16 protein-coding genes are annotated in these 23,868 nt (G+C 41.9%); all 16 read left to right on the top strand.

Annotation, left to right across the window (positions count from 1 at the left end; translation table 11 throughout):
* Nucleotides 1-8 precede the first annotated feature (8 nt).
* The 16 genes from IDJ77_RS16470 to IDJ77_RS16395 all read left to right on the top strand — a co-directional run bounded on the left by IDJ77_RS16470 (nt 9) and on the right by IDJ77_RS16395 (nt 23,612).
* Nucleotides 9-1,067 (top strand): efflux RND transporter periplasmic adaptor subunit, encoded by a 1,059-nt coding sequence (locus IDJ77_RS16470; RefSeq protein WP_191190066.1) that lies wholly within the window; start codon nt 9-11, stop codon nt 1,065-1,067.
* Nucleotides 1,068-1,074: 7 nt separating this feature from the next.
* Nucleotides 1,075-4,167, top strand: a complete 3,093-nt coding sequence (locus tag IDJ77_RS16465; RefSeq protein WP_191190065.1) for an efflux RND transporter permease subunit — start codon at nt 1,075-1,077, stop codon at nt 4,165-4,167.
* A 13-nt stretch (nt 4,168-4,180) separates the two neighbouring features.
* A complete protein-coding gene (locus tag IDJ77_RS16460; RefSeq protein ID WP_317174352.1) occupies nt 4,181-5,512 on the top strand; it encodes a TolC family protein in 1,332 nt (443 codons plus the stop codon).
* A gap of 12 nt (nt 5,513-5,524) precedes the next feature.
* Nucleotides 5,525-6,772 carry an NAD(P)/FAD-dependent oxidoreductase gene (locus IDJ77_RS16455; protein ID WP_191190064.1) on the top strand — a complete coding sequence of 416 codons (1,248 nt, stop codon included), beginning with the start codon at nt 5,525-5,527 and terminating at the stop codon, nt 6,770-6,772.
* Between the two features lie 788 nt (nt 6,773-7,560).
* On the top strand, nt 7,561-8,412 hold the full coding sequence (locus IDJ77_RS16450) for a sigma-70 family RNA polymerase sigma factor (RefSeq protein WP_191190063.1): 852 nt from the start codon (nt 7,561-7,563) through the stop codon (nt 8,410-8,412).
* 35 nt (nt 8,413-8,447) lie between these two features.
* Nucleotides 8,448-8,915 carry a hypothetical protein gene (locus tag IDJ77_RS16445; RefSeq protein WP_191190062.1) on the top strand — a complete coding sequence of 156 codons (468 nt, stop codon included), beginning with the start codon at nt 8,448-8,450 and terminating at the stop codon, nt 8,913-8,915.
* 66 nt (nt 8,916-8,981) lie between these two features.
* Nucleotides 8,982-9,635 carry a TetR/AcrR family transcriptional regulator gene (locus tag IDJ77_RS16440; RefSeq protein ID WP_191190061.1) on the top strand — a complete coding sequence of 218 codons (654 nt, stop codon included), beginning with the start codon at nt 8,982-8,984 and terminating at the stop codon, nt 9,633-9,635.
* A gap of 175 nt (nt 9,636-9,810) precedes the next feature.
* A complete protein-coding gene (locus IDJ77_RS16435; protein WP_191190060.1) occupies nt 9,811-11,001 on the top strand; it encodes a Pycsar system effector family protein in 1,191 nt (396 codons plus the stop codon).
* A 367-nt stretch (nt 11,002-11,368) separates the two neighbouring features.
* Nucleotides 11,369-11,851 carry a hypothetical protein gene (locus IDJ77_RS16430; RefSeq protein ID WP_191190059.1) on the top strand — a complete coding sequence of 161 codons (483 nt, stop codon included), beginning with the start codon at nt 11,369-11,371 and terminating at the stop codon, nt 11,849-11,851.
* 1,066 nt (nt 11,852-12,917) lie between these two features.
* Complete coding sequence (locus IDJ77_RS16425; protein ID WP_191190058.1) at nt 12,918-13,451, top strand: RNA polymerase sigma factor; 534 nt, start codon at nt 12,918-12,920, stop codon at nt 13,449-13,451.
* A gap of 167 nt (nt 13,452-13,618) precedes the next feature.
* The gene (locus IDJ77_RS16420) at nt 13,619-14,638 is read left to right on the top strand and encodes a FecR family protein (protein ID WP_191190057.1); all 1,020 of its coding nucleotides are present in this window, start codon (nt 13,619-13,621) and stop codon (nt 14,636-14,638) included.
* Between the two features lie 232 nt (nt 14,639-14,870).
* Complete coding sequence (locus tag IDJ77_RS16415; protein ID WP_224751127.1) at nt 14,871-18,368, top strand: TonB-dependent receptor; 3,498 nt, start codon at nt 14,871-14,873, stop codon at nt 18,366-18,368.
* A gap of 19 nt (nt 18,369-18,387) precedes the next feature.
* Complete coding sequence (locus IDJ77_RS16410) at nt 18,388-20,361, top strand: RagB/SusD family nutrient uptake outer membrane protein (protein WP_191190056.1); 1,974 nt, start codon at nt 18,388-18,390, stop codon at nt 20,359-20,361.
* Nucleotides 20,362-20,398: 37 nt separating this feature from the next.
* Entirely contained in the window at nt 20,399-21,604 is a 1,206-nt protein-coding gene (locus tag IDJ77_RS16405; RefSeq protein ID WP_191190055.1) for a DUF5000 domain-containing lipoprotein, read from the top strand.
* A gap of 33 nt (nt 21,605-21,637) precedes the next feature.
* Nucleotides 21,638-22,885, top strand: a complete 1,248-nt coding sequence (locus tag IDJ77_RS16400; protein ID WP_191190054.1) for a DUF4998 domain-containing protein — start codon at nt 21,638-21,640, stop codon at nt 22,883-22,885.
* Between the two features lie 559 nt (nt 22,886-23,444).
* Nucleotides 23,445-23,612, top strand: a complete 168-nt coding sequence (locus IDJ77_RS16395; protein ID WP_191190053.1) for a hypothetical protein — start codon at nt 23,445-23,447, stop codon at nt 23,610-23,612.
* Nucleotides 23,613-23,868 lie beyond the last annotated feature (256 nt).

The raw sequence follows: 23,868 nt of genomic DNA, 5'->3' as shown, positions 1-23,868 counted from the left end.
AGAGTAACATGAGACAAAATAAAAAACTTATACAAACCCTGATTTTCCCGGCTTTTTTGCCGCTGTTTTTACTTTTTAGTTGTAAAACTAAAGACAAGCATGCCACCCAGAACGCGCCTTTAAGTACAGCAGTAGAAACGGAAGTGGTTCATCCTGATACCATCGCTAAAGAAGTATCTGTAAGCGGGAATATAGAAGGTAACACCACCGTTAGGCTTAGTTTTATGGTGGGTGGCAAAATCAACTACATTTCCAATAAAGAAGGGGAAAATATTACAAAAGGGCAAATGATCGCCAGCCTGGATCCAACCAATTATTCCATTGCCAAGGGAACAGCCGATGTACAGGTTAGCACCGCTACCGACGAGTTTAACCGCTTAAACATATTGCATGACAGAGGCAGTTTAAGTGAAAGTGACTTTTCCAAAGTAGGGTTCAATTTACAGCAGGCAAAACTTCAACAACGGTTACAGCAAAAAAATCTGTCGGATACGAGGTTGTATTCGCCAATTAGCGGTGTATTGCTCAAAAAACAAACAGAGATAGGCGAGATTGTGGGTGTTGGTACCCCGTTGTTTGTTATAGCAGATATCAGAAAGGTAAAAGTGCTGGCCTACGTTCCGGAGTCGGAACTGCATGAAGTAAAGATTGGGCAAATAAGCAAGATTAATATTTCCTCACTTGATAAGGTATTCACAGGTAAAGTAATTGAAGTTGGCTCGGCAGCAGATGCTACATCCAGGGCTTTCACCATTAAAATTGAACTGGATAACCCGGCATCGCTTATCCGGCCAGGAATGATTGCCGAGGCAAAGATTGCTACCACAGAAAAAAAGCAGATGATATTATTACCGGCAGAATGCGTTCAACAGGATCTGGCAAATCAGAGCTACGTTTTTGTGCTGGATAAAACGCAGAACAAGGTATTTAAGCGCAGAATCAGCCTGGGGAATATGTTTAATAACAAAATTGAAATTATTTCGGGGCTTATTAACGGCGAAGTGGTGGTTACCAGCGGCCAGAAAAGACTGTCTGACGGTTCATCAATTTCTATAACCAATAAATAAAACTGAAATGAATATTATAAAAGCATCGCTTAAGTATAAGCAAGTCACATTATCGGTATTGCTATTGCTTTTTGCGGTTGGTGTAAATTCCCTATTGAATATGCCACGCAGGGAGGATCCTAAAATTACCATCCGCCAGGGCTTAGTAATTGCATCTTTCCCGGGAGCTAACTCCGCACAGGTGGAAGACCAGGTTACAAAAAAACTGGAACAATATCTTTTTCAGTATGAAGAGGTAGATAAATCAAAAACATACTCTACTACAAGAGATGGCATTGTGGTAGTAAACGTAGAGCTTACCGAGCGTGTAAAACAACCCGACATATTTTGGAGTAAGCTTCGCCACCAGCTTTTAGTTTCCAAGCAAATTGATTTACCGGACGGTGTTAAAGGGCCTGTTGTAAACTCGGATTTCGGCGATACCGAAGCCCTGGTGATCGGGCTGGAAAGCAAGAGCGCCAGCTACGAAGAATTAAAACATTATGCCCAAAGATTGGAAGATTATTTGCGCACTATACCCGCTGCTTCAAAAATAAAGCGGATAGGCGAGCAGCAAGAGGAAATTGTGGTGTCGTCAAACACAGAGAAAATGTCGCAATATGGTGTTAACGCCCAACAGGTGGTAAAGCTCCTCCAATCTCAAAACAACATTAATCCAACCGGCGAGGTTAAAACAAGCAGCAACAAAACGCCGCTTTATACAAATGGCTACTATAATACCGAAACCGACCTGGCCAATCAAATAGTTGGCACATCCCAATCGGGTTCTGTAGCAAAACTGGGAGATGTAGCCACCTTAACCCGGGATTACGCTGATCCGGAGACCATTATTACAGTTGATGGCAATAAAGCCGTGATCCTCTCGGTTCAGATGCAGGAAGGTAATAACATCGTGAAATTTGGTAAAGAAATAACCGGCAAGATTGAAGAAGCCAGAAAGGTAATCCCATCCGATATCAAAATCACCACTGTTGTTAATCAGCCCCAGGTGGTTGACGAAAACATATCGCATTTCATCCATGAATTCTTTTTGGCCATCGTATCCGTGATCGTGGTGGTTGTATTGCTTTTGCCCCTACGTATAGCTACCGTTGCAGCTATGGCAATCCCGATGACCGTTGCGGTAACCTTTGCCATAATGCATGCATTGGGGATTGAATTGCACCAGGTTTCCCTGGCTGCGCTGATACTCGTTTTAGGGATGGTAGTGGATGATGCTATTGTAATTGCCGATAATTATGTTGAACTGCTGGACGAAGGTGTTGACAGGGCCACCGCCGCATGGAGGAGTGCCAATGATTTAGTAGTACCGGTACTTGCCGCAACTGTTACTATCATCGCTTCATTTATGCCGATGATTTTGTTACGGGGAACTACGGGTGAATTTATTTATGCATTGCCTATAACCGTGGCAGTAGCCCTTGCATCATCATTTATAGTAGCAATGGTATTAACCCCTATGCTTTGTTACACCTTTATCAAAAAAGGGTTACACCAAAAAAGCGATGCTCCCGAAGAAGAAGCAACCAAAAAGAAACAAAGAAAATCATTGCTGGATTTAATGCAGAATGGGTATAACAAGCTTTTAGATTGGTGCGTCAATCATCCAAAGATAACTATCATAAGCAGTTTAGTACCTATTGTATTTGCATTGATACTGTTTGCAAAGGGAATAAGACAACAATTCTTCCCGGCGGCAGAAAGGAGCCAGTTTGTTGTAGAATTATGGATGCCTACCGGTACAAAAATAGAAAAGACCCAGGAGGCGATTTTAAGGGCGGAAGCATTGTTGAAAAATGACAAAAGAGTAGTGTCTTATGCAACATTTTCGGGTACTGCCTCTCCAAGGTTCTATTATAATTTCTCGCCGGAATTCCCCACAAATAATTATGCACAGATACTGATTAATACAACCACAGAACAGACTACTGACGAACTCGCCGAGGAATTAAGCAGCAAAGTAGATAAATTAATACCAGAGGGAACAACCTACGTTAAATTAATGCAACAGGGTTCAACGCTCAAAGCGCCGGTAGAGGTTAGAATTATCGGCGAGGATATCGATCATTTGAAATCTATTGGAATACAGGTAAGTGATATTATAAAAAAAGCGAAAGGCAGTCGTTTTGTAAGAAGCGACTTTGCAGAAGATTATTATGGAATTGGAATAAAATTAAAAGAAGAAGCCAGCCGCCTGGGCTATACTACAACCGGTATCTCTCAATCAGTATACACCGGGTTTAGCGGCGCTGCTATTTCTACCATTTATGAAGGCAATAATCCGGTAAATGTTGTATTTAGATTGGATGCAAAAAACAGGCAGACCACTGACGATCTCCAGAATATTTATTTGAGATCCCCTGTTACCGGCGCTGATGTTCCGCTAAGGCAAATTGCAGATTTAACACCTCGCTGGCAAACCGGCCGTATCATGCACCGAAACGGTGTGAGAACGCTTACCGTGCAAAGCGAAACAACACACGAGGTACTTCCGTCAGAACTATTGGCAGCTATACAGCCTGAAATAGCTAAACTACAATTGCCCAACGGATATCGCATTGATTATGGCGGCGAAGATTTTAACAAAAAAGAAGCACTGGGGCAATTAATTACTGCATTGCTTGTGAGCCTTGTGCTGATATTTTTTATCCTTCTTTTCCAATTCCGCGATCTGAAAGAGGCGGCGATAGTAATGCTTACGATACCATTAAGCTTGTTTGGCGCAATCATGGGCCTCTATCTCACCGGTAACTACTTCAGTTTCACCTCTTTTATTGGTTTGATAGCACTCTCGGGAATTGTGGTACGTAATGCGATCATCCTGGTAGATCATACCCATGAACTGATGAAACACGGGCTTGATTTAAAAGCAGCGGCTATAGAATCAGGGAAAAGGCGCTTAAGGCCCATCTTTCTTACGGCCATGGCGGCTGCAATTGGTGTGTTGCCAATGATCATATCCGGATCTGCGATGTGGGCCCCTCTTGCAAGTGTACTGGCATTTGGCGTGGTATGGAGCATGGTTATGGCGCTAATCTCTGTTCCTGTACTATACATTGCCTGGATAAAGCCAAAACAGAACAATTTAGAAAAAAATTAAAGCCAACCGCAAAATGAAAAAAATTATAAAATGCCTTTTACTGCCAATATTTATGCTCTTATGCCGCAGTATCTCATTGCATGCTCAAAATATAGAATCTTACACATTAAAACAATTACAAGATTCTGCCTTGAAGAACAATCACGTATTAGCTATAAAACAGTGGGAAATTAAAGAAAAGCAGGCGAAGACTCAAGAAGATGAGATCAAGAGGTATCCCACGCCTACCTTAAATGGGAACTATCAGCATATTTTCAATTTGGGAGAGATCACCATCCCTAAAGGCACGCTTGGGGAAACAAATAATGAGTTGTTTCCCAACAGCGACAGAACTTTTAACGTAGGTCAAAAAAATAACTACAGCACAGGGATATCGGTTTACCAGCCCATAACCCAACAGGCCAAAATCGGTACATTATTAAAAGTGGACAAAACGGACGAGGCATTAACCGAAAGGGAAAAATTCAAAACGTCGCTGCAAATAAAGCAGGCAATAGTAAAGCTTTATTACGGAACGCTGATCTTACAAAAGCAACTGGATGAAGCAGAGGCAAAGCTGGCGCTGGCTAAGTCGAAATATACTGATGTTGAAAATGCATTATTAGCCGGTAAAACAATAACGGCAGATAAAGCAGGGTTGCAGGCTAATATTGCCGACGCAGAACAGAACATCCTGAAGATAAACATCCAAATACAGGATTATACTGGTGATCTGACCAACCTTACAGGTATCAATACGGGTTCATTAAAGCTTGCCGGGATAGAGCCAACTGTTCAACAGATAAATGGTTTAGAAGAGTATAAGAACGTAGCATCCGGTTCAAATGCCGACTTGCAAATAGCTACCCTGAATAAATCAAAAGCTTTATTGGGAATAAAAGCAGCCAGGCAAAGTAATATACCTGATATAGGTTTAATTGGCGGGTACTCTTATGTATTCGGAAGTGCTGTATTACCCTCCAACAACCCCTACATAGGTGTGAATTTGAAATGGAACCTGCAGGATATTTTTTCAAACAGAAAGATTGTAAAACAGAGACAATTTCAGCTAAAGCAATCCGAAGAGAACTTTCTTAATACCCAGCAGCAGGTAAATAATGATATCGAAAAGGCTTACAGGAGAATCAATCAGTCACAGGCGCTCATTACAGTTACACGAAAGGTTGTTTTTTACCAGACAGAGGAACTGAAAGTACAAGAAGGCAAACAAGCTGCCGGTCTTAATGTAAAAACCGACCTGCTCAGTACAAAGTCGATGCTGGCAAGATCCGAGGCCGATATGTATGCCGCGCAGTTGTCTTATTTGATCGCGGTTTCAGATCTGAAAATCCTGACAGGCGAATAAAAAGGGAATTATATGAAAATAGTAATCATCGGAGGGGGATTTGCGGGCCTGAACCTGGCAAAGCATCTTGCCGGAAACCCAATATTTAATGTAACACTTGTGGATAAGAATAATTATCACCTTTTTCCACCGCTGCTGTACCAGGTGTCTACTGCTTTTATCGAAGCGTCGAATATAACGTACCCGTTTAGGAGAATGTTTCAATACAAAGAAAACCTTCGTTTTCACCTCGGTGAATTGAAGGAGGTTGTAGCATCAGATAATAAAATTAAGACATCGAATGGCGATCTGAGTTATGATATTTTAGTGCTCGCGATGGGGACGGAGACCAATTATTTTGGATTGGAAAGTATAGAAAAGCACGCTCTGCCCTTAAAAACAATTGACGATGCAATCCATCTCCGTAACCATTTATTGTTGAATGCCGAGAAAGCCGTAAGAACAAATGACCCGGTGGATAAATGCAGACTGCAGAACATTGTGATTTCCGGAGGTGGGCCAACCGGTGTGGAAGTTTCCGGCATGTTGGCAGAGATGATTCAGTCGCTTATTAATAAAGATTACCCGGAGCTTAAAGAGGCTGATGCCAATATTTATCTGATCAGCTCAGGGAACGCTTTACTTGGCCCTATGAGCAAAAAATCGCAGGCGGAGGCCTATAAGGTTTTAGACAAATTGGGTGTGCAGGTAAAATTAAATACTGCCGTTAAGGGTTATATTAACGGAGATGTTCATCTTTCCAATGGAGGATGTATCCCGGCAGCAACGCTGGTTTGGACATCAGGTGTTATTGCACGGCAAGTGCCGGGGCTTCCTAACGATTGTATAGGCCGGGGCAACCGAATTATAGTTGATGAATTTAATAAGGTAAAGGGGGCAGAAAACATTTTTGCAATTGGAGATCAATGCCTTCAAACAACGGATGCAGATTATCCAAACGGGCACCCCCAACTTGCACAAGTGGCAATTCAGCAAGGGTTTTGCCTTGCCTCAAATCTTAAGCGATTACACTCCGGGCAGGTGCTAAAACCTTTCAAATATAAAAACAAGGGGAGTATGGCCATTATCTCGAAATATAAGGCTGTAGTTGATTTACCAAAGGCGTTTTTTAAAGGATTGCCTGCCTGGCTTGTTTGGTTATTTGTTCATATCATCCCTATTGTTGGGTTTGGGAACAAGGTTAAACTCGCCTATAATTGGTTCTTGAGTTTGATGACGAACGACCCGGCATTGCGGTTAATTATCCGCCCTAAAAAGTGATTGAATAGCGACTAATGCAAATGGGAGCCGGTGCACACAAAAACGTGATAAGTAAGAAGGGAGCTTCCGGATTTTCATCTGTTTTTTAAGAAATCTTAAATGATAGCAATTTTTAATCTCTGTGTTTTGTATGTATAGCGAGGACATAAAAAAATAAGTTTATGAACAATTTGAAGCATGGTTATCAAAGAAAGAACAGCGTTGGTTTTGACCGGCTGACGGTTAAAAACTTAATCGTAGTCGCAGCACTGATCGTATGCTATTTATTAGGCAAACACATTCAAAAAACTTATAGATCAGTTAAAATTTCCTCAATAACTATTAATCACAAAAACAACTATAGTTCGCACGAACGCCCATAACCCACGGAAAAGAGCGCTAATTTCAAAGCAAAGCTTAACTAAGAACAATCATGGAATTAATGTATGAAATAACACATGACGTTATGTTGATCTGCATACTCAGCATAATTTACATTTCGATGCCTTGTGAGCTCACAGATAAAATAGAGTTGATTTTTTCGAAATGGAGCAGCGAGGTATCAAAAGTTAAATCAATATCAATCGGCCACCTGTCACTCTTACTCGCCGCCGTGGCCTTACTGTCGATTTTTATCGGATAGTAGATGAATGGCTGGGATAAGGTTGAGAAAGCGTGAGATGGATTGCAATTACACATCTGATAACAGTAGGTGAAGCTTAAACTACATCCTTATTCCCAGGCAAATCCATGTCTAAATAAAGGTTGCAATTACTGGCAGATATGGTTACTGTATTAATCAAATTACCATGAAACAATTAGTTATATCAAAAAGCATTACCAATCGCGAATACGAGTCGTTAAGCAAATATTTTAGCGAGGTAAACAAAATAGATCTGTTATCAACCAAGGAAGAAGTAAGCCTGATGCAACGCATAAAGAATGGCGACCAGGCTGCATTGGAAAGGTTAACCAAAGCGAACCTTCGCTTTGTAATATCGGTGGCAAAACAGTATCAAAGCCAGGGGCTTACGCTTGGTGATCTGATCAATGAAGGGAATATCGGTTTAATAACTGCGGCGAAACGCTATGATGAAACGCGCGGCTTCAAGTTTATTTCTTACGCAGTTTGGTGGATACGTCAGTCGATCAGTTCGGCGATTGCCGACCACGCCCGAACCGTCCGTTTGCCACTTAGCCAGCTTCGGTTGCTAAGTCAGCTTTATAAGGCGTCTGCCAAAATAGAGCAGCAGCAGGGCCGTAAACCAAGTATTGAGGAACTGGCAGAGAGCATCGACATAACAGTGGAAAAGGTAGCGGAATTGATCAATAAATCGGGAGTAAGTGTTTCCATTGACGAACCTTTAAAAGGTGAAGAGGGGTATAATCTGCTTGATGTTTTGCAAAGTAACGACTTAAAGGCCGATGATGATATAGTGCGGGAATCTGCTACCAAAGAGATTTATAGCTCATTAACACTATTGGACGAACGTGAACGCGAGGTTCTTTTTATGTTTTTTGGACTCAGACAATATACGCCATCATCGCTCGAAGAAATTGGAACGAGGTTGAATGTTACCAAAGAGCATGTAGGACGGCTAAAGGCAAAGGCCCTAAGGAAACTTAGAAATAGCACGAATGCCGGGAGCCTATTGTCATAACTTGATTAATTCCCCCGATCTAAATTTCAATTAAAATGAAAGAGCAACCTGTTTTAACATCCGAAGAACGGCAAAATCTTATTAACCTGTCCAAAAAACTACGCTGTTGCCTTGAGTTTAAATTGGATGAACTATTCCAAAAGAACGGGTTCAACTCATACCTTAATAATAGCTATTGCTCTTTTGATACCCCAAACAGTGAAAAAGAATTTATAAAAAGTATAATAGGAGCTAAAAACGATAATAAAGTGTTCGCCAGTTCAGCCTGCACAGCCGTGAAAACCTGGTATGGTATGTACAATGATGACAGAATCGCTGTGCTTAGAAAGTTTTACAGTGGTTGGAAACGGCCGACCGGCGAAAGAGATCTTACGTTAACTATCGATATTCCTTTTTTGTTCAGCCAGGCGTTTTTTATGGAATTGGCTACCATATTAAACGACGCTCGTTGGAGACCGATCTGTCAATATTACCATCAAGATCTTAATCTTAAAACAGAGTAATGCTGTGCCGGCCAGCTTTCAAATGCACAATTTCAGTTTCTTAATTAGAGCCCACAATTCAAACCAATGGACACTTCCAAAAAAATAGCCGACAAGGCGCATAACCTTTTTATCCGTTATGGTATTCGCAGCACCAGTATGGATGATATAGCATCCGACTTAGGGATCAGTAAAAAAACAGTTTATCAATTTTATTCCAATAAAGATTCATTGGTGGAAGGATTGGTAGATAAAGCAACCGAAGAACACATCGGTCGCTGTAATCACCTCATTTCAAAAAGAAGCGACGCAATTATAGAGTTGTATTTTTTGCTGGTATATATACACGAGCTTTATGATATTTTAACTCCGGCCATCATTTACGACCTTGAAAAAAACCACGAATTAGCGTATGAAAAATTTAAAGATCATAAGGCGCTGTTCGTTTATCAAACGCTTAAAACAAATATAGAACGCGGCATTAAAATGGGGTTATACCGCAATGATTTTGATATCGATATTATATCAAAGTTCTTCCTTGAAAGCTTATCCCTCATATCAAATCCCGGAGTATTTGCCCAGACTCATCATAGTGGGATTAAACTAACCGACGAATTATTTGCCTGCCTCATAAGCGGAATAGTGACGGCAACGGGTATGGAGGTTGTTAGCGCATATAAAAACCAGGGGAGCATTATGCTCTTAGGCAATAATAAGGACAGACCTTTTTGGGATCATTAACAGTAATTGACAACCACTGGATAGGTTGTTCGGGACGCGCAGGCATCACCGGCAGCGAAAGGCCATGGGCAATAAAGTGGCCAATCTCAAATGGCAACCTGTTGACTGCGCGAAGGACAGTCAATAGGAAAGCGATACCTAAGTGTCGGCTTAATTTAATTTTTTATCAATCTTTATGAACTACCAACGACTCATTAAAAAATCCGAAAAATTTGTGACGGATTACTTTGAGGACAATTCTCCCCAGGCCTTACTATATCACAACCTCGACCGTACCCGTTATGTTGTAAAAGCGGCTATCAAGATCGCCGGCTTTTCCGGTTTGAATGAGGAGGATTTATTCGCGCTAACCATAGCTGCCTGGTTCCATGATATCGGCTACCTGCAGGGCGAGCGCGACCATGAATTAGCTGGCGCTCAGTTTGCCTCCCACTTTTTAGAACAACACAAAGTAGCGCCGCCGATTATTGAGCATGTAACTGCCATTATTTTGTCGACACAGCGAAATGGAATGCCGGCAAGCCTTACAGAGCAGATCATCTGCGATGCGGACATATATCATACCGGCCGGAATTCCTTTTTTAAGAGAAGTGAGGCATTAAGGAAGGAGACCGAACTTTTAAACAATAAAGAAATTGATGAGATCAGCTGGCTACGGGACATGATCGATTTTTTAGAACCTTTACAATTTTATACAACATATTGCCGGCAATCGTTGCAGGAAAGAAAGAATGATAACCTGCGCAGGATGAAAACCAGATTTTTAAAGTTAACTGAAAAGGATGCGCGTAACAGGCTGGATCTAAAGCCGGACAAAGGCTCGAAAAAGATAAATGATAACGAAAGAGCGATTGATACCATGTTCAGGATCGCTTCCGGTAACAGCCAGCGGTTGAGCAGTATGGCTGATAATAAAGCTCATATTTTGATTACCGTAAATTCCATTATTTTATCCGCGATTATCAGTTTATTACTGAGGAAACTATCGGAGAACACTTACCTGATGATACCGACATTCATCTTATTGGCTGTAAACCTGTTTTCTATGATCTTCTCCATATTATCAACCCGCCCTGCTTTACCGAGGCGCAAATTCAATTTGAAAACCCCGGAGCTTGAAAAAATAAACCTGCTGTTTTTTGGCAATTTTTATCATATGGAACCGGATGAGTACAGCCAGGGAATGCATATGATGATGGAGGATCGGGAAATCCTTCATGAGATGCTCATTAAAGATGTGTATGCGCAAGGACAAGTATTGGGAAAAAAATACCATTTGTTACGCACTGCTTACAGCGTTTTCATGTTTGGGCTTGTGGTGGCTGTGCTGGCATTTATCCTTGCTTCGATATTTCATCGTCTTTAAGCTCTTTGCCTAAATAAATTTGCCTAAGTAAATAAGCGGGTTTCACAATAATTACACCCTGATTATTTCAAGTTCCATTTGATTTTAAAAGAGTTTCGGGTGTTTTTAAAAGCATAGTGGTTTGTTAACCCGGTAAGTTTGTAAATGAAAAAAGAAAGGCAAACAATTTGATACATTCTTAAACCATCACTAACACAGCACAAATGATCCGGGCGCCTTTGCAGCCCACCAACAAAATAAAAGCTCTTTAATAAGCGCATAAGATCCCATTCACCCAGTTAATCTTATTCGACTGAAGGATATAAAAGTTCTGGTCATGCGGATCAGATAATAAAGAAAACTAATCACCATCAAACAATAACCAATCATGAAAAAAATATCACTTACCCTTATTCTTATTTCGTTTTTCTCCATGCTGGCGGCAGCTCAAACAGAAAAGGAAGACATGGCTATTGCCACCTCGATTTTCGGAAAAACAAAAAAAGCCATTATTACTCAATATATGCAAATCGCAGACAAAGACAGCAAGGCATTTTGGGATATGTACGATCAGTATGAATATAAAGACAATGCAATCAACCAGGAAGGGTTAGCCTTAATCAAACAATATACAGACAACTATAACACGCTGAATGATAGCCTTGCCACAAAGATAGCCGGGGAGTATTTAAATAATACAACTAAATATAACGCCCTGTATAAGGTCTACTTTAAAAGGTTTAAAAAACTGGTTGGTGGAGTAAAGGCAGCTACATTATTCCAGATCGAGATCTACATCCAAACGGCCATACAGGCGAACCTGCAAAGCCAGATCCCCGTGATTGGTGAACTGCAAAGATTGCAGCATTAATCAAAACGGTTTTTACTATTGCAGGCTTTAGGCAATTTATAGATGTTTTGCCTCCTGCTTTATACTCGTTTTGCATTTGGTGGATTCGAACCCTCGAATCCCCTAAATTAATTTGATTGGAATTGACTATCAATTAGTTATATAATTCAACTAAGCATAATAAAACCGAACTTTTGGGTTCGGTTTTATTTCGCGGAGAGGGAGGGGACAAATGTTAACAATCTGTACGCTCTAAATCAGTGTTTTATATAGATAAATTTTTGATTGGTCACCGAATAGGTCACCTCAAAAATCATTCAATTATTGCTAATTCTTATAAAGCAATCATAACAATTTGTGCAATAAAAATCAAGACTCGGAATTTACACTAACCTTGATTTTACATGTGTCAACGATAGGCGCCATTTATGTAAATTTTTACAATAACAACTTTTTGGGTTACGCCTTCCCGCGGTTCCTATAGTGCTCCAGGTAGATTCCTCAATGCGTACAACGTTAATCCTGGCTTTCTTCATCATGCGTACCTCTTTCTCCGGCCTTTCCCAAGGCATACCTCATCGTAATAAGCCACTCCAAACATTAGCTGTGTGTTTTTTTTAGGCAATAACAGATCGTAATATTGTTATTAGTGTAAATAAAACACTTATAAATATCAGTAAATTTTTTAGCGATTTTAGGTAGTATTAAATTTATTTGCATAGACATTATAGGCCGTGTTGATGATTGGTTGAGCGAACGTAATAATATTTTACAGGCATTTAGTGACGTGTTTTTTAACTTATTAATCTTTTTATATACCTAATTTTTAGCTTTTATACAGGTTTATTGTTGGCGATTAATTAAATAATATGATTAGATTATTACTATGTTAATAATTTTTTTGCGCCTTTGTTTACATTAATTAATAAAACGAGCGCAAGATTGACGGAACTATTTTTGCTATTTTTTAATAATAATAAGAGAATATCATTTTTTTATTAATTGTTGTTTTAACAATAAATAATTGTACATTTAACTTTCAATAGGCACCTCGCTTATCAATTACAAACCAATTGAATGCCATTTCATGGAAATTTTGAACGATACTCAAATTATTGAGCAATTAAAATTGGGGAACAAAACCGCTTTTGAAGTTTTATTTAAAAGGTATTACAGGCTGCTCAATGTGTCGGCGTTTTATATTTTGCGCGATGAAATTGATGCAGAAGAAACTGTGCAAGAATTTTTTGTTGATTTTTGGGACCGGCAACTGTATTGTAATATTAACTTGTCACTGAAGGCGTATTTAACTACCGCTATTCGTAACAGATGCTTAAAGAAAGTTGAAGCTGAAGCAAGGCTGCAGAAAAAGTTGGTTGAGTATAGTTACGGGCTTACCGAAATTGATGGGGAGGAAGAAGAGCAGGTGCCGCAAATTTGTACCGAGAAAATGCTGGCGGTATTGCCTGTGCAACGAATGCAAGCCTTTACGCTTGTTCATTATGAGAATAAACGTTATAAAGATGCCGCTTTTGAAATGGGCATTAGTATTAATTCGTTGAAAACGCATTTGAAGCTGGCGGTACGTACCTTGAAAGATAGTTTTAAAAATGCGAGATAATTCACCCGTTTCCCTATTTTTAGGTCTACTAAGTAATGACGTATAATAGGGAGTATATTCAGGATTTAATCATTGAGCATTTCGCCGGTACCATTAGCACGGAAGATAGTGAGGTACTCAGGCAGGCGATAGTGCAAGATCCCGGAGTTAAACTCCTTTGGGAGTCTATGCAACAAGGCCTGGCGTCACCGGGTGCCAAAAACTTTTTTGATAGTATTGACGAAAATAAGGCCTGGTATAAAGTAGAGCCGGATATCCAGCCCGTATTACCCAAAAGCATACTTTATAAAAAAAAGATATTGACATGGTTTTCTGTGGCTGCATTGTTATGCGTCGCTGTTGCCGTCTTTCGTTTTTACCCATCCCAGCGGGCTGCAAGTAATATTGCAACCGTAAACCGCGGTGCCGCTAAGCCGGCAATTTTACTGCGGATGGAGAATGGACAGCAGCTTAACCTTTCTGATACATCAAGCCGGGAATTGAATACTGCTTCAGCACATTTAACCAAAAACGCGGAAGGCCTAAGCTATCAGCTTGAAAACAGGAAAGCCGAAGAGTGGAGTACACTGGTGGTTCCGCCTACATTAACCTATCAAATAATCCTCTCCGACGGAACTAAGGTGTGGCTTAACTCCGCATCAAGCCTGCGGTTTTCGTTTTCGTTTTTACGGCAAACGCGCGAGGTATATTTAACCGGCGAAGCCTTTTTTAAAGTTGCTAAAGACCCAGCCAAGCCCTTTATCGTACACACCGGGCAAACCCAGGTGAAAGTTTTGGGGACAGAGTTTAATATCAATACCTATCAGGCAGATAAAACTGTTACATCACTGGTAGAAGGTTCTGTATCAACAACTGCAGAAAATAACCAAAAGCTGCTTTTGCAGCCCGGTTATCAGGCAGTTTATCAAAGCGGCACGGGCTTTTCCAGGCAAACATTCGACCCCGCTGTCGAACTCTCCTGGATGAAGGATGTTTACTACTTTCATAATACCAGGCTTAGTGAAATAAGCGGTGTGCTATCGCGATGGTTTGATGTTAAAGTAGTATTTGACGATGCGGCTAAGGCCGAGGAAACTTTTAGCGGAGCAATTGATAAAAAACAGCCTGTTGAAATATTCATACGAAACATAAAGGCCTCTGCACAAGTGAAAGCCGATTTCAAAGACGGGGTTTTACACATCAAATAGGCAAGTTCGCGTTATAGGGAATTGCAGAGCACAATTACACTCTTATTTGCAAACCGCTGAAATACCAGCTTACGTCCCGGCAAATTTCTTCGTCATCTCCGTTATTTTTTTTACTACTGAAAAACAGTGCATTTATTGTGTGTATATATAAATGTTACAGTTTATTGTTTTTTTATTCACCCGTTTTTGTTGGATCCGGTCTTAGTGTAAACCAATCAGATCTAACACATATATGAAGAAAATTTTATTTAACCGGCGACTCATGCTGCCTGTTCTGTTTCTTTTATTGTTAACCCGGTACAACACTGTGCAGGCGCAAAGCCCAGGGCCGGTTACCATCCAAAAAGCTAACATCACATTAGCAGAGGTATTCGATTCCATTAAAAAACAAACCGGCCTAACGGTGTTTTACAGCAACAAGCTCCTCAATGATAAGGAGGTTGTTTCGGCAAATTTCAGCAATGCTCAGCTGCCCGAAGTTTTTGAAGTTTTGCTAAAAGGCAAAGAACTAAAATACACGTTGCGCGATCAACTCATCGTTATTGAAAAAACAAATGCGGCGCCTCCTGTGCAAGCACCCCAGAAAGATCCCGTGCGCGTTGTGGTGCCAAAGAAAGTGCAAGGTACGGTTACTGATGAAAAAGGGCTTGCTTTACCGGGTGTTACTGTAAAAATTAAAGGTACAACCCTTGGCACACAAACAGATGTTAATGGTAGATATGCCATAGTGCTGAAGGGCGCCGCCAAAACTATCGTTTCCTTTTCATTTGTAGGTTCTAAAACACAGGAGTTCGACCTCGCCAACTACCCTGTTGGCGCAGATGGTGCTTGCCAGGTAGATGTGCAAATGGATACGGATAAAAATGCATTGGAGGAGGTAGCTATTGTGGCTTACGGTACGCAAAAGAAAACCAGCCTGGTAAGTTCTATAACCAGCGTAAGCACCAAGCAGCTTAAAGGTGCTACCAGCAACTTAACAACCATGCTTGCCGGTGTTGTGCCCGGAATGATCTCTTACCAGCGAAGCGGTGAGCCGGGTGCAGATAATGCCCAGTTCTTCATTCGCGGTGTGGGTACATTTGGTGCGGGTAAGGTAGACCCTTTGATATTGATAGATGGCATAGAATCTACCACTACCGATCTTGCCCGCTTACAGCCGGATGATATTGCAGGTTTTTCGGTACTTAAGGATGCTACTGCATCGTCATTGTATGGTGCACGCGGTGCAAACGGTGTAATACTGGTTACCACAAAACGTGGCGAAACAGGTGCCGTTAGATTCAACATGCGTGCTGAGAATTCAACATCGTCTAATATTAAAAATATTGCCCTGGCAGATAACATTACGTACATGACACTGGCCAACGAAGCCGTGTTAACCCGTAACCCGTTGGGTATTTTACCTTATTCGCAAAACAAAATAGACCACACGGCTGCCGGCGATGATCCTTTGTTATACCCGAGCAACAACTGGATAAAGCAGTTGATAAAAACCAAAACCAATAACCAGCGGTACAACATGAACGCCAGCGGTGGGGGCGAAAAAGCTAAATACTATTTAGCCATGACCTACAATATTGATAATGGTAACCTGGCCGAGAATAGCCTCAACAATTTCAGTAACAACATTAAGCTTCAATCGTACTCTATTTTATCAAACACAACTTTAAACTTTACCAAAAGCACCGAAGCAGTGGTAAGTTTAAAAGGCCAGTTTGATAGCTATCAGGGGCCAATTGGCGGCGGCGGGTATACTTTTTTAAATGCTTTGTGGAGTAACCCGGTTGCCTTTCCGGCCATTTATCCGGCCAGTTTACTACCGTTTGAGAACCACCCGCTTTTTGGCAACGCAATTATCCCGGGAGGCGCGCTTTATATGAACCCGTACGCACAATCACTATCCGGTTTCCAAAGCTCAAATACCAGTACGCTAACGGCACAATTAAACTTAAGCCAAAAACTCGATTTTATTACTGAGGGGCTATCGGCAAGGACAATGGGTTATACAACCCGCTATTCTTACTTCACCGTATCGCGCCAGTATAGCCCGTATTATTATCAGTCAAACGTATCAAATGGAACTTTCAGCGGTTTAAGTTTGCTTAACAACGGTTCGGTAGGTAGCATAGGCGCCACGCCCACAGAATACTTAACCTACAACCAAAACCCGGCGGCAAATATTTCAAACTCAATCACCTATATAGAAACTGCCATCAACTACAACCGCATATTCGCACAAAAACATGCGGTAAGTGGTTTGTTGATTGGTACTATGCGTAATTACCTTACCGGTAACGCGCCATCGCTTCAGCTGTCGTTACCTTCGCGTAACCAGGGTGTATCGGGCAGGTTTACTTACGGTTATGATAACCGCTACCTGGTTGAGTTTAACTTTGGTTACAACGGTTCCGAGCGTTTCGCTGCCAATCACCGCTTCGGTTTCTTCCCGTCTGTTGGTGCCGGTTGGGTGGTATCAAACGAGAAATTCTTTGAACCGCTACTCTCAACTATTGATAACCTTAAATTTAGGTTCACTTACGGTTTAGTGGGTAACGACCAAATAGGCTCTGCTAACGATCGTTTCTTTTACCTATCTGATGTAAACCTTAACAATGGCAGCATTGGTCAGTTTGGTACCAACTATACCTACAGCAGGCCGGGTGTAGTTACCTACCGTTACGAAAACCGGAACATTACGTGGGAGCAATCGCGCCAAACCAATATTGGTATGGATTTGACTATTGCTAAAAACTTTAACCTTACATTAGATGCTTACCAGCAAAACCGCGATAATATTTTGTTGGTACGCAGCACTATCCCTACATCAATGGGCTTACAGGCCAACATTTCATCAAACGCGGGTAAATCATCCAGCCGCGGGGTAGATGTTGCTATGGATTATAAGAAAAATTTCAGCAATTCATTCTGGATCCAGTCGCGCGGTACGCTTACCTATTCAAAAAGCAAACTGCTAAAAAATGAAGAGCCAATTTATCCTGCCAACCTGCAGTACCTTTCGAGGGTGGGTAATTCATTAAGTCAGCTATACGGGCTTATTGCCGAGCGTTTGTTTATTGACGATAAGGATGTGGCCAACTCACCGGTACAAGGCTTTGGTGATTACAAAGCAGGCGATATAAAATACCGGGATATGAATGGTGATGGTAAAATTACCAGCTCGGATGTGGTGCCTATAGGCCATCCTCAGGTACCCGAGATCATCTATGGTTTTGGTTTCTCCGTAGGCTATAAAAATTTCGATATCAGCGCCTTCTTCCAAGGTTCTGCACGGTCATCCTTTTTCATCAACTCGGCAGATATTTCTCCCTTTTACCAGATTAGCGGTTATCAGTCGTGGAACAGGCTAGATAGAGGCAACCAAAGCGGCTTGTTGAGTGCTATTGCTGATGACCATTGGTCTGAAGATAACCGTAACCCTTACGCGTTTTATCCGCGCCTAAGCACCCAAATACAGGGTAATAACACACAAGCCTCTACCTGGTGGTTGCGCAACGGTTCTTTTGTTCGCTTAAAATCAGCAGAGCTTGGTTACAACTTTACTAAAAACGCACTAAAAAACATCCATTTAAGCAGCGCGCGTATTTATGTAAACGGGCTAAATCTATTATCCCTAAGCAGCTTTAAACTTTGGGATCCTGAGATGGGTACATCGGGCTTGGGGTATCCAATTCAGCGTGTGTTTAACTTAGGCTTAAGGGTAGAATTTTAAAAGCTTAGAAATTAATTATATGAAAACTAATTATATACAAAAAATTAAGCACACTTTATCAGGCAGCGCACCAAGGGGAGGAATCACCTTGCTGATGGGCTTTTTAATAATGGCGCTGCCAATGTCATCGTGCAAGAAACCTTTTTTGGATGTTGTGCCGGATAACGTTTCTACAATAGCCAATGCATTTGTTTCTAAAGCAGAGGCCGAAAAATACTTGTTTACCTGCTACTCGTACCTGCCAACCGGGGCCGACCCCACTTACAACGTTGGCCTTACAGCTGGTGATGAGGTATGGGTGGAAGACCCGGCGAATCACATCCGCTCTACAAACGTTTTGCAATTGCCAAGAGGTTTCCAAAACTCATCAGATCCTATTGCCAATTATATGAACGGAACCAGGGATGCAGCGGGAAACTACCGTGCCATACGCGATTGTAATGTTTTTCTGGAAAACGTAAGCGACCTGAATAAGGTACGCGACCTTGATATTGACACGCGCGAACGTTGGATAGCCGAGGCGCAATTTTTAAAGGCTTTTTATCATTTCCAGCTGTTTCGTGCTTATGGGCCAATACCCATTATTGATAAAAATCTTCCCATAGATGCTTCTATAGATGATGTAAGGGTAAAACGCCGCCCGGTTGATGAGGTGGTTGCCTATATAGCCGGTTTATATGACCTTGCCGCTTCAAAATTACCGTTAACCATCCAAAACGAAGGCAGCGATTTGGGCCGCTTAACCAAGCCAATTGCTTTAAGTATGAAAGCAAGATTGCTGGTTACCGCTGCAAGCCCGCTGTTTAACGGCAACCCCGACTATAATTCATTTAAAAACAAAGACGGGGAGGCACTATTTAACTCGACTTACAGCGCCGAAAAATGGCAGCTGGCTGCTGATGCCTGTAAAGCGGCTATAGATGCATGCGAGTCGCAGAGCATCAAATTGTACCAGTTTCCGGTGCAAACAGTTAAACTGAGCGATACTACCATGACGCAAATGAGCATCAGGAATGCGATGAGCGAAAAATGGAACGATGAGTTGATATGGGGATTAACCGTCAATAACATCGGCTTCAGTTCGTTTTTCCAGTCGATGTGTGCCGGCCAGTACGACTTTAATAACGCCGATGCTGCTAAATCGGCAAACCGCCCCTTGCTTGGGCCAACTATAAAAATGGCGAAAATGTTCTACACCAAAAATGGTGTGCCTATCAACGAGGATAAAACACTCGATTTTAGCAACATCTCTAAGCTACGTGTTGGTAACCATGCCGAGCGTTTTAACATTAAAGAAGGCGAAACTACCGCAAGGCTTAATTTTGATAGGGAGCCGCGTTACTATGCCGACCTTGGTTTCGACCGTGGCATTTGGTATATGGCCAACAGCCCAACAAAAACAGACGTTGATACCTGGTGGCTCAAATCGCGCGGCGCCGAAATTGGCCAGTCGTCGCCAATACCCATCGCCGGATTTTATATGAAAAAGGCTCTTAATTGGCATTACGAATGGGCAACTGTTACTTATTTGAATTACGCGTGGCCGGAGATGCGTTTGGCCGATCTGTATTTACTTTACGCGGAGGCGATGAATGAGGCACAAGGCCCGGGGGCTGCTGCTTATACTTATCTAAATCGCGTAAGGGTAAGGGCAGGTTTGCCTACCGTTCAGGACTCGTGGACAAACTACAGCATCAACCCAACAAAGTATACTACAAAAGATGGCTTGCGCTCTATTATCCAGCGTGAGCGCGCCGTGGAGCTTTGTTTTGAAGGGCAACGCTTTTGGGATCTGTTACGCTGGAAAACCGCAGGTGTCGAGCTCAATAGTAACGTAACAGGTTGGTCGATAAGTGAGAACTCGCCCGAGTTGTACTACCGCGAACGTTCTATCTACTCGAGGCGCTTTGTAATCCCCCGCGATTACTTGTGGCCAATTCAGGAAAGCGATTTACTTATCAATCAGAATTTGGTACAAAACCCTAATTGGTAATTTATTTAATTAAATGTTTAACAATAAAAACATTAGCATGAGATCAATAAAATTACAAATTGCTTTTAGCATGTGGCTATTAGCAATAGTAGCATCGGGTTGCAAGCAGGAAACACTTAACAAACCCCTTACAAATAATACCACCCCTCCGGGTGTTGTGAGCAATGTGCAGGTAGAGAATAAAAACGGGCTATCTGTTTTAACGTATGCCCTGCCGGGTGATGACGACCTTTTTTATGTACGGGCGGTTTACGAAACAACTCCCGGCAAATCGCGCGAGGTAATTGCATCGCGCTACTCCAACACTTTAACCGTTGATGGCTTTGGCGACACGAAGGAACATGAGGTAAAACTATACGCGGTTAACTCCAGCGAAAAGGCTTCGGCACCAGTTAGTGTTACCGTAAAACCCCTTACGCCGCCATATATACTGGCTTTTAATTCGCTTAAGGTTACTGCAACTTTTGGCGGGTTTAACATTGCAGTAGATAACCCTACAAAAGATAACTTAGCCATAGTGCCTTTGGTAGATACCGCCAATAACGGACAGTTTGTGCAACCAAAAGGGATGGATAATATTTACAGTAACAGCGTTGCTATTAAGGCATCGGTAAGAGGACAGCCGGCGATAGCAAGAAAATATGCATTTTTTGTTCGCGACAGGTTCTTAAACCTCTCTGATACCTTGTTTTTGAACCTCACTCCGTTTTATGAGGAGCAGTTCTCCAAACTGGACTGGTCGCCGTACGTTTTGCCCGGCGATGCAACCAACTTGTATTCCTATACGGATCTAACCAAAATATACGACGGCAACTTTACAGGTGGCTGGCCCAATTGTTTATTTACAGTAGAAAGTGCAGGCAGCCCTCAAATGGTAACGCTTGACCTGGGTAAACAAAGAGTATTTAGCCGCTTTATTATGAATCCCTTTTTGGAGATCGGTAACGTATACTATGTACGCGGTAACTTAAGAGATTTTGAAATATATGGATCAAACTCCCCTAATGTGAATGGCGCCCTTGATGCATCGTGGACTAAATTATTAACCTGCAATGTGGTGAAACCTTCGGGTTCGCCATCCGGTACCGAAACTGCCGCCGATTTTAAGTATGGTAATGACGGGTGGGGGTTCGATTTTCCGGCTGGTGTAAGCCCTTACAGGTATTTGAGAATTAGGAGCTTACGTAACTGGACAGGCTCGTACTTTATGAGTATCAGTGAGCTTACATTATTCGGGAAGTAATTTGTGTAGGAGATTTTCAATTTAATGTCAATTATGAAACAATATAAAAACATATCACACTGCCTTTTATTGCTGATGGTATTTGCGCTTGGCGCCTGCACTAAAATGGATGATTACAAAAAGAAGTACGAGCCAAACGGAGCAATTTCATACCCAGGTAAATTAGATTCAGTACAAGTTTTTTCGGGTAGAAACAGGGTTCTGTTGATGGGCCTGTTTACATCCGACCCCAAAATTGTAAAATACAAGGTGTATTGGAACAGTAAGCAAGATTCTATAGAAACACCGGTAACCCGTACAAATGGCGTGGATACCGCTAAACTTTTTATACCAAACCTGCCCGAAGGAGTGATGACCTTTGAGATACGCACTTATGATAACGGGGGAAACATATCTATCCCCGTTACACTGGCCGGGAATGTTTACGGTAGTTTGTATCAGAGTTCGTTGATTAACAGGGGAGTAGCCAAGGCTGAATTACAGGCGGATGGATCGGCGCTGATCAATTGGGCTGATGTTAATGCCGATGATGGCGTGCTTTCTATGCAAATTAAATACACCGACGTTGCCAATAAACTGCACGATACTTTAATTGTATCGCAGGCTACTGGCCAAAGCACATCTTTACCCAGCTATAAGGCGGGTGCTTCCATCAGTTACCGTACAGCTTTCAAGCCTAATAAAACGGCTATTGATATATTTTATACCGATTACCAGGACCAAAGCGTTAAAGCCGAGGTAACCAGCATTTATTTATCAAACACCGGGCCTTTTACAAGAGCAACCCCGGGCGGGAGATGGGGTGTACTTGCCGCGCCATGGATAACCAATGCCGCAGCAAAAAATAAAGATGGCCGCACCAACGGCGGCTTCTCTGCCGACGAAGGCGGCGTTATCAACTGGGAAACATGGGACAATTCCCCGGTGGTTGACGGTATAGTTTACCAGCCAACATCTGCTGCCTTACCGGCAGGTACCTACCAGGTTTCGTTTAGCTATTACTCCGAAGTGCAGGCTAACTCAACGGTATACTGCGTTGCAGCAGCGGGTGGGGCCGGTTTACCGGTACTTGCTAACCTTACTTCTTCGCTGGGCTATGCAAGTATGTACAATGGTGCAGCCATAGGTAAAACATCTCCAAGCGCTAAAGAAACAAAAACTTTTGAATTTGTACTTACCTCGCCGCAGGTTGTCTCCATAGGGTTTTTAGGAAACGTTGTTGGCAGTGGCAACCCCGGCAGCTATTTTCAGGTTACCAAACTGCGATTGTTTAGAAATTAACAATTGGTTTTAGCGTAAAGCGTACAGAGGTATTTTTTGATCGTCAAAAAATACCTCTGCTGCCGCACGGCCAATAGTATGGTTGTGATTTGCTTTCATTTTTTGAACAACTGATATTTGGCACAACATACCTTGGATAACAAAATTAAAATTGCAGTTGCTGGTGAATAAGTAGCATTTTGATTGATATACCAAAAGTCTGTAAATTAGCTATTTGCGGCCTTTTGGCGTTGTTTTAAGTAGCCTGGAGGGGGGCGGAAGAGCGATCCTGCAAACCTTTGCGGGTTGTATTGTTCAACCCAAACAATCTCCCTGGGTTGCTAATGTAGCATATTTGAGATCAGACATACACATAGCCGGAGACGAGGAGTCTATGAACGGCCGTAACCTATATAGCTACAGTTCTTCGGAATTTTCTGACAATGACCGCAAAGCAATTGATCGGTTTCGCAAAAATCTGACGCTTTAGTGGGGGATCGGTCTTTGCAAGCGCATTTAAGAGTTTGCCAAACGTAACTATGCTGTCTTTTGTATGAGTAATGGCAGGCAGGATCAAGGCATGAAACACCTTGACGAGAGTATTTCGCTGTTAAAAGAAAAGCCTGCAAATTTGCTTGACCGTACGGTGGGTTTAACCAAAGCATTATTGCTAAAATTAAATTTTGCCATAACCAAAGACGAACGAATCTCGGGAGCTATTTGCCATAAGCGAAAACGCCTTTGGTAATATGCAGGCCAACATACTGCGCGGCATTACCATAACCTTCCTCCATCATCATCCCCCTCGTTTATAAAAAGCGTACCGGGCACAAGCTTGCGGTTAACCGCGGTAAATTACTTATGAAGCATACTGCAAACCTCTTGCAATAAATACCCACTGATAATACCGTTTATCTACAGTTTTATTTTATTAATTACCTAAGAATTAATAACTTTACATATCACAAAAACCCTCAGACCAGCATCAATAGTTATTATATAAC

The organism is Mucilaginibacter pankratovii (genome assembly GCF_014773265.1).
Lineage (GTDB): Bacteria > Bacteroidota > Bacteroidia > Sphingobacteriales > Sphingobacteriaceae > Mucilaginibacter > Mucilaginibacter pankratovii.
Note: the sequence above shows the minus strand (reverse complement) of the source record. Positions and strands in the feature narration are given on the sequence as shown.

Coding starts and splice junctions, on each gene's coding strand:
- IDJ77_RS16430 (WP_191190059.1), top strand. CDS start 11,369: ATGAAAAAAATATCACTTACCCTTATTCTTATTTCGTTTTTCTCCATG.
- IDJ77_RS16445 (WP_191190062.1), top strand. CDS start 8,448: ATGAAAGAGCAACCTGTTTTAACATCCGAAGAACGGCAAAATCTTATT.
- IDJ77_RS16425 (WP_191190058.1), top strand. CDS start 12,918: ATGGAAATTTTGAACGATACTCAAATTATTGAGCAATTAAAATTGGGG.
- IDJ77_RS16410 (WP_191190056.1), top strand. CDS start 18,388: ATGAAAACTAATTATATACAAAAAATTAAGCACACTTTATCAGGCAGC.
- IDJ77_RS16395 (WP_191190053.1), top strand. CDS start 23,445: ATGAAACACCTTGACGAGAGTATTTCGCTGTTAAAAGAAAAGCCTGCA.
- IDJ77_RS16450 (WP_191190063.1), top strand. CDS start 7,561: ATGAAACAATTAGTTATATCAAAAAGCATTACCAATCGCGAATACGAG.
- IDJ77_RS16455 (WP_191190064.1), top strand. CDS start 5,525: ATGAAAATAGTAATCATCGGAGGGGGATTTGCGGGCCTGAACCTGGCA.
- IDJ77_RS16460 (WP_317174352.1), top strand. CDS start 4,181: ATGAAAAAAATTATAAAATGCCTTTTACTGCCAATATTTATGCTCTTA.
- IDJ77_RS16465 (WP_191190065.1), top strand. CDS start 1,075: ATGAATATTATAAAAGCATCGCTTAAGTATAAGCAAGTCACATTATCG.
- IDJ77_RS16405 (WP_191190055.1), top strand. CDS start 20,399: ATGAGATCAATAAAATTACAAATTGCTTTTAGCATGTGGCTATTAGCA.
- IDJ77_RS16400 (WP_191190054.1), top strand. CDS start 21,638: ATGAAACAATATAAAAACATATCACACTGCCTTTTATTGCTGATGGTA.
- IDJ77_RS16415 (WP_224751127.1), top strand. CDS start 14,871: ATGAAGAAAATTTTATTTAACCGGCGACTCATGCTGCCTGTTCTGTTT.
- IDJ77_RS16435 (WP_191190060.1), top strand. CDS start 9,811: ATGAACTACCAACGACTCATTAAAAAATCCGAAAAATTTGTGACGGAT.
- IDJ77_RS16420 (WP_191190057.1), top strand. CDS start 13,619: ATGCAACAAGGCCTGGCGTCACCGGGTGCCAAAAACTTTTTTGATAGT.
- IDJ77_RS16440 (WP_191190061.1), top strand. CDS start 8,982: ATGGACACTTCCAAAAAAATAGCCGACAAGGCGCATAACCTTTTTATC.
- IDJ77_RS16470 (WP_191190066.1), top strand. CDS start 9: ATGAGACAAAATAAAAAACTTATACAAACCCTGATTTTCCCGGCTTTT.